Here is a 6882-nt window from a genome sequence, read left to right on the forward strand (position 1 = left end):
TCGTAAACCCGCCCCCACCCAACGGTAAATCAATCTATACGTTTGGATGATGGGATGAAATCAAGGTTCATGTAGGTTATTGGTGAGGAGAGGGGGCGGGTTTATTTAGATTGTTTGTATTTGTGAGATATTGTGGGTGAACCCGCCCCTACAAATCTTTTTATCAAAATAGCTTGACATTCATATTATTCTGTGATGTGTAGTCGAATAGTATTGGGTTTAATCCACAAATCGCAGCACTTGAGCCAAGTTCACAGCCAACAGCTATTTTTATTAAACGAGACCACAGGAATAGTCGAAATAACCGGAATCATAGAGAAAGAAGAAGGAAGAAGGAAGAGAGAACAGAGAAGAGGGGAGAGGGAAGAAGGCAAAATTTTTTTTCTTTCTTGTGCCAACAGCCAACAGCCAACAGCCAACAGCCAACAGCCAACAGACTTATTCCTTCATAGCCGATTTGCGGGCATTGGTCTAAAATCAATACAGTCCTCTGCTGACTTGCTTTCAGCAAGATTTCAGCATACTTACCCTGAAACCTGATAATAATCCTTGTGCCAGACACTGCCCAGAACCGCCCAGAGCTGGATCTGAAGACCATATTTCCCTTCGAGCTAGATAACTTTCAGAGAGAGGCGATCGCCGCCCTCGATGCAGGTAAATCCGTTGTCGTGTGCGCTCCCACAGGCTCTGGGAAAACGTTAATCGGCGAATACGCCATCCATCAAGCACTCGACAGAGGGCGGCGCGTCTTCTACACCACACCCCTCAAAGCACTCTCTAACCAAAAGCTGCGCGACTTCCGCAGTCAATTTGGAGACGACAACGTAGGTTTGCTCACCGGCGACATCTCCGTCAATCGAGATGCGCCGATTTTGGTGATGACTACCGAAATATTTCGGAATATGCTCTACGGTACGCCGATCGGAGAAGTCGGCACTTCCCTCACCGGAGTCGAAACCGTCGTGCTCGACGAGTGTCACTACATGAACGATCGCCAGCGTGGTACCGTCTGGGAAGAATCGATCATCTACTGTTCCAGCGAAATTCAACTGCTGGCCCTCTCAGCAACCGTTGCCAATAGCGAGCAACTCACAGACTGGATTAACAAAGTCCACGGGCCCACAGAGCTCGTCTACTCAGACTTTCGGCCAGTACCCCTGCAATTCCACTTCGCCAACCAAAAAGGGATATTTCCGCTGCTAGACGAGACCGGCAAAAGAGCGAATGTCCGGTTAGTCCCCAAAAAGAAGGGGCAAAAAGTAGAAAGAGGCAGCATTCCCACTCCGAGTTTGACCGATGTTTTGGCCCGGTTGGACGATCGAGATATGCTACCAGCAATTTACTTCATCTTCAGCCGTCGCGGGTGCGACCAAGCAGTCGCAGAAGTCGGCAACTTCTCCCTAGTTAACGAAGCCGAAACAGCCGAACTCAAACGCATCATTGACGATTTTTTACAGCGAAACCCAGAAGCAGAACGCTTCGGTCAAAAAGAAGCACTTTTAAAAGGCATCGCCGCCCACCACGCAGGCATTTTGCCCGCTTGGAAAGGTTTAGTAGAAGAACTCTTCGGCAGAGGTTTGATTAAAGTCGTATTTGCCACCGAAACCCTAGCAGCCGGGATAAATATGCCCGCCCGCACCACAGTCATTTCCACCCTGTCCAAGCGCACCGACAAGGGACACCGACTGCTAAACGCTTCAGAATTCCTCCAAATGGCCGGTCGGGCGGGTCGGCGGGGCATGGACAAGCAGGGGCACGTGGTCGCAGTTCAGACGCGCTTTGAAGGCGCAAAAGAAGCCTCCTATTTGGCAACAGCCAAAGCCGACCCCCTCGCCAGTCAGTTTACGCCCAGCTACGGCATGGTGCTGAATTTGCTGCAAACACACACTCTCGACGAAGCTCAAGAGTTGGTAGAGCGGAGTTTTGGTCAATACCTGTCTACCTTGTACTTGCAGCCCCAGCAATCAGAATTAGACCGACTGCAAACAGAATTAGCAGTGCTGGAACAGTCCCTAGCGGCCGGAGGAAATGTCTCCACCCTGGAAAAAAACCTCGCCCATTACGAAAAATTGCAGGGCAGACTCAAAGAAGACAAACGTTTGCTGAAAACTCTATTGCAGCAAGCTGAAGAAGCCAGATTTAAGGAAATGTCCGTAGCTGTGGCTTTTGCAGTGCTCGGCACGGTTCTGAGTCTCAAAGGCAAGCACGTTCCGACAGCCAAACGATCGCACACAACTCCTGTACCCGCCGTATTGGTTGCCAAAGTCGCAGGTTCCGGCCAAGCACCAAATTTGGTGTGCTTGGGCAAAGATAACCGCTGGTATGTCGTCGCCATTAGCGATGTGGCTAGCCTGCACGCCGAATTACCCCGCTTGAGCGTAGCAGATACCTTGAACCCGCCCTCGGAAATGCCCCTGAGACTCGGCCAGTGCCGCTTGGGAACTGAAGAAACTGCTTCAATTGCTGCATCGATCCCACCATTGCCCACACCAGAACCGACCCCAGAGGCTCACGAGCAACAGCGGAAAATCGCAGCCCTAGAAGCTCAGCTAGAAATTCACCCGGTTCTAGAATGGGGCAATCCCGGTACTTTGCTCAAACGTCAGCGCCGCCGGGAAGAATTGAAAAAAGAAGTTCGCAAAAGCGAAGAAGACTTAGAAAAGCAGAGAGCTCGCTACTGGGAGGAATTTCTCAACTTAATCGACATCTTGCTGAATTTTGGCTGCTTGGAAAGAGTAGTTTCGGCAAATGTAAACCGAGATGACTCCTCCGGTAGGTTAGTACCCACAATCTTGGGTCAAGCTTGCGCCGCCATTCGCGGCGATAACGAACTGTGGCTGGGTTTGTCCCTGATGTCTGCCGAGTTTGACGAACTCGACCCCCACCACCTCGCTGCAGCTTGCGCGGCCTTAGTTACAGAAGTTTCCAGGCCCGACAGTTGGACTCACTACTCGCTGTCGCCAGAAGTTTTGGCACCTTTGGACAATCTGCAAAAAGGCTTGCGCCGCCGATTGTTTCAAGTGCAGCGCAAGCACGATTCTGCAATTCCGATTTGGCTGGAACGGGATTTAGTGACTTTGGTTGAACAGTGGGCTCTGGGTGTTGAATGGCTGGAACTGATTAGCCATACGAGTTTGGATGAAGGGGATGTGGTGCGGATTTTGCGCCGGACTTTGGATTTCTTGTCTCAGATTCCTCATGTTCCTCATGTTTCCGATTCTTTGCGGAGGAATGCTTGTCGGGCGATGCAGTTAATCGATAGATTTCCGGTGAATGAAGCTGCAACTTAGAAAAGTGTTGACAGTTGACAGTTGACAGTGGGCTGTTGACAGTTGACAGTTGACTGTTGGCTGTAAGCTGTCCGGCCTCTAATATCATGTCCGGTCGATTACCCTTCATCAGGTAGGGGCGGGTAAACCTGCCAATATCTGCCAACAATCTCCAATCTCAAAAACCCGCCCGGCCGGGATATTACGGTCAATCGATCGGACATGATATAAATTGTATTTTGGGTTTTTCAATCGAAATGCACGCAGATTTTAATCTAAAATCGTTTCCGGTTGCATTGGTATTTTTCAAACGTCCAAACAGTCAACTTTCATGAGGAATAGACCCAGATTTAAATCCCAAATCCCAAATCCCAAATCTAAAATCTAAAATCTAAAATCTAAAATCGCTCGATCGATCTTAATTGTTATTGAAATTTTCCGAAACGGTGCGCTGGGTAATTCTCCTATTTATGATGCAACAAATCAAAAAGCCCGATCGACTGCCGGATGCCTGCTCCCAGGCTAAAAAAACTCGCTTTTTCACTTTCTTGCAAAGAGTCTTAATTGGCACTCTAGCGAGTACATTACTCAATCTCTTCATCCTATTTCCCTCTCCGAGTTTCGCAGAAGTAGTTCTGGGCGTAGTTCGCAGTTCCGAGAATTCTCCCGACTGGGTGAAGATTACCACGCGCCTCTGGGAAAGCGGCATTGCTTACAAACCAATCAATCTCGAAGAAATCAAAACTACGGCGGATTTAACAGGCGTTAATGTGCTGTTTTTGCCCAACATTGAAACTTTGAGTCCCGCACACATTAAAGTTTTAGAAGCTTGGGCATCCCAGGGCGGCCGCTTGATTGCTTCGGGCCCCGTCGGCCGCAGTTCCCCGGCTTTGGTGCGCCAATCTTTGCGATCGCTCCTTGGGGCCTATTGGGCTTTTCCGTTAACCCAATCGGCGACGCCACAACCGCGCAGCCGCTGCCGGGATCTGGCTTGCACTACTTCTAGCAATTGGGTGCCACCCGAACAAAAAAATGGCTCAGTCCAAGGCGGTGTCTTGATTCCGGCTGATGCGAACAGTCAAACTATTGCTACTTGGAAAGATAGTTCCGGTTCCTCCGCAGCCATCGCCACCGATCGCGCTACCTACCTCGGCTGGCGTTGGGGTAGCGACGGTTCGGCAAATGTAGATAAGGCTTGGCTCCAAGCCTCGATCGCCCGCTGGGGAGGCACAATCGCTTCTGCACCCTCCACGCCGCCCAGGGCTGCCGCGACCCCACTGCCAACCCCCCCCTCCAGAGTCACTAGAAACAGCCCTAGTTTGCCGCGTACTACGCCGCTGAGCCGGCTTTCTCCCTCTGGCTCGGTTCCCGATCCAGTTCCTGCAACTTTTACAGACCCTTCGGATCAGTCTGCGCCGGCGGGTTTGGACGTGCAGGCAAATTCCAATAAGCCGATCGTCAGCATTGAAGCGTACTTGATGCGCCAAGAACTCACCAACCTCTTGGGCAGGTTTGAAAGCGCCCTGACAGCAGCTAATTCAGCCAATACCGCCATCAATCTCAATGCTGCTACCTCCCCTCAACTGGTGGCTGCAGAACAGGGCGGAGGCGGCCCTGCAGCCGGTCGCCCCCCTGTTCTGCAAGCCATTCGGGTACAGGCGATCGCCCAAGCGCGGCAGGTTTTGCAAACTTTTGACCAACTCCTGCAAGAGCAAAACTACGCGGAGGCGAGAAAGCAGTGGGTGGAAGCGCGGCAGTTGCTGTGGCAAAATTACCCGAAGGAAGGGCCGCGCGTTGGGGCGGAAATTCGGGCGGTTTGGCTCGATCGCGGGACGATCGTCGCAGCGCGATCGGAACAGGGTTTGGCGGCAGTGTTCGATCGGCTAGCCTCCGCCGGTATCAATACTGTTTTCTTTGAAACTTTGAATGCCGGATATACGATTTATCCCAGTCAAGTTGCACCGCAACAAAATCCCCTGACTGTTGGCTGGGACCCGCTGGCATCTGCGGTTAAATTAGCTCGCGAGCGAGGCATGGAACTGCACGCTTGGGTCTGGGTTTTTGCCACAGGAAATAAGCGCCACAATACTTTAATTGGCCAGCCTAGTTCTTATCCCGGCCCGGTGCTTTCCGCTCATCCACAGTGGGCAAATATTGACAATAAAGGACGCACGCAAAATCCTAATGATGGTAAATTTTATCTCGATCCGGCGAACCCGGAAGCGCGGAATTATTTGCTGCAAATAGTCAGCGAAATTGCCAATAACTACAAAGTAGATGGGGTGCAATTAGACTATATTCGCTATCCTTTTCAAGATGATAATGCGAACTTTACTTACGGTTACGGTATTGCGGCGAGGCAGCAATTTAGGCAGTTGACTGGTGCCGATCCCGTGAATATTTCCCCTACAAACGGCAGTTTGTGGCGGCAGTGGGTTGAGTTTAAAACTAATCAAATTAATAGTTTTGTAGCTGAAGTTTCTCAGCTTTTGCGGCAGAATTATCCGCGCACTATTCTGTCGGTGGCGGTGTTTCCGCACCCGGAAAGTCAGCGGATTTACAAAATTCAGCAAAATTGGGAAGTTTGGGCTCGTCAGGGCATTGTAGATTTGATTGTGCCGATGACTTATGCTTTGGATACTAACCGACTTCAGCGCATCACCGAACCGCTGGTAAAGGAACAAATTCTGGGTTCGGCTTTGATTTCTCCCTCGGTTAAGCTGTTGACTCTCCCGGAAGTTGTGGCGATCGACCAAATTCAAGCTTTGCGCGATTTGCCCACTGGGGGCTATGCTATTTTTGCGGTGGAAAGTATCAGCAGCGGGATGCAGGGGTTTTTTAACCGCACTCAAGGCCAGCCGGTGCGTTCCACTTCTGCTGCGGAACCGATTCCTTACCGGCAGCCGTTTGCCGCGGCGGCTTCGCGGTATACTGCTCTCAAGCAGGAATGGAGTTTTTTGTTGGCTAACAATCAGTTGCGGGTGTCTGAATCTGAACTGAAAGTTTTGCAAAGTCGAGCCGATGAATTGGCGCAAGCTTTGAGCAAGTTGGCGGCAAATCCTTCTAGAGAAAGTTTAGCAACTGCTAAAAGATTGTTGGGGAGTTTTCAATCTCAATTTCAATCTTCGATGCGCTTGCATTCTGCGGAAAATAGCTATCAGGTGCAAACTTGGCAGAATCGTTTGGAGAGTTTGGATATGCTTTTACGTTACGGCGAAAGGATGGAGTTGAATCGCAGGTAAATACAGATTTTTGGGGGGTGTGCTGGTTAGCTACTGTTTGTTTAAACTTAGATATGGCACCATTCGTGTGGAACCCTTCTCTGGGCGGGCTCTCCTGCCCAACCCCTACTCCCCACAATAAAATGTACTTGTTGTGGAACAGGCCCTCGTAGCCTGTTCCACAATAAAATTCATCTCTTGTGGAACAGGCTACGAGGGCCTGTTCCTAAATAAGTAATTGAGAATGGTGCAATATCTCAGATGATTTCGACTTAGGTCGATCGCGCTTGGGCGATCTGTATCAGTAGTTACGAAAAAACTCTGATTAAGATCGCGAATTAAATAACTTATAATTTTAATTGTTATTGTGGGATGGGCGTCCCGCCCGTCCT

General features: G+C 50.2%; 3 protein-coding genes. All 3 read left to right on the top strand.

Annotation, left to right across the window (positions count from 1 at the left end; genetic code table 11):
- Window positions 1-195 precede the first annotated feature (195 nt).
- The 3 genes from QUA50_RS28755 (at window position 196) to QUA50_RS28765 (ending at window position 6511) form a co-directional block, all read left to right on the top strand.
- Window positions 196-540, top strand: a complete 345-nt coding sequence (locus QUA50_RS28755; protein WP_333298851.1) for a hypothetical protein — start codon at window positions 196-198, stop codon at window positions 538-540.
- An 11-nt stretch (window positions 541-551) separates the two neighbouring features.
- Window positions 552-3290 carry a DEAD/DEAH box helicase gene (locus tag QUA50_RS28760; RefSeq protein WP_333268705.1) on the top strand — a complete coding sequence of 913 codons (2739 nt, stop codon included), beginning with the start codon at window positions 552-554 and terminating at the stop codon, window positions 3288-3290.
- 452 nt (window positions 3291-3742) lie between these two features.
- Window positions 3743-6511 (top strand): family 10 glycosylhydrolase, encoded by a 2769-nt coding sequence (locus tag QUA50_RS28765; RefSeq protein WP_445243186.1) that lies wholly within the window; start codon window positions 3743-3745, stop codon window positions 6509-6511.
- Window positions 6512-6882: the final 371 nt, after the last annotated feature.

The sequence above is a fragment of the Microcoleus sp. M2_D5 genome (genome assembly GCF_036701935.1).
Taxonomy (GTDB): domain Bacteria; phylum Cyanobacteriota; class Cyanobacteriia; order Cyanobacteriales; family Microcoleaceae; genus Microcoleus.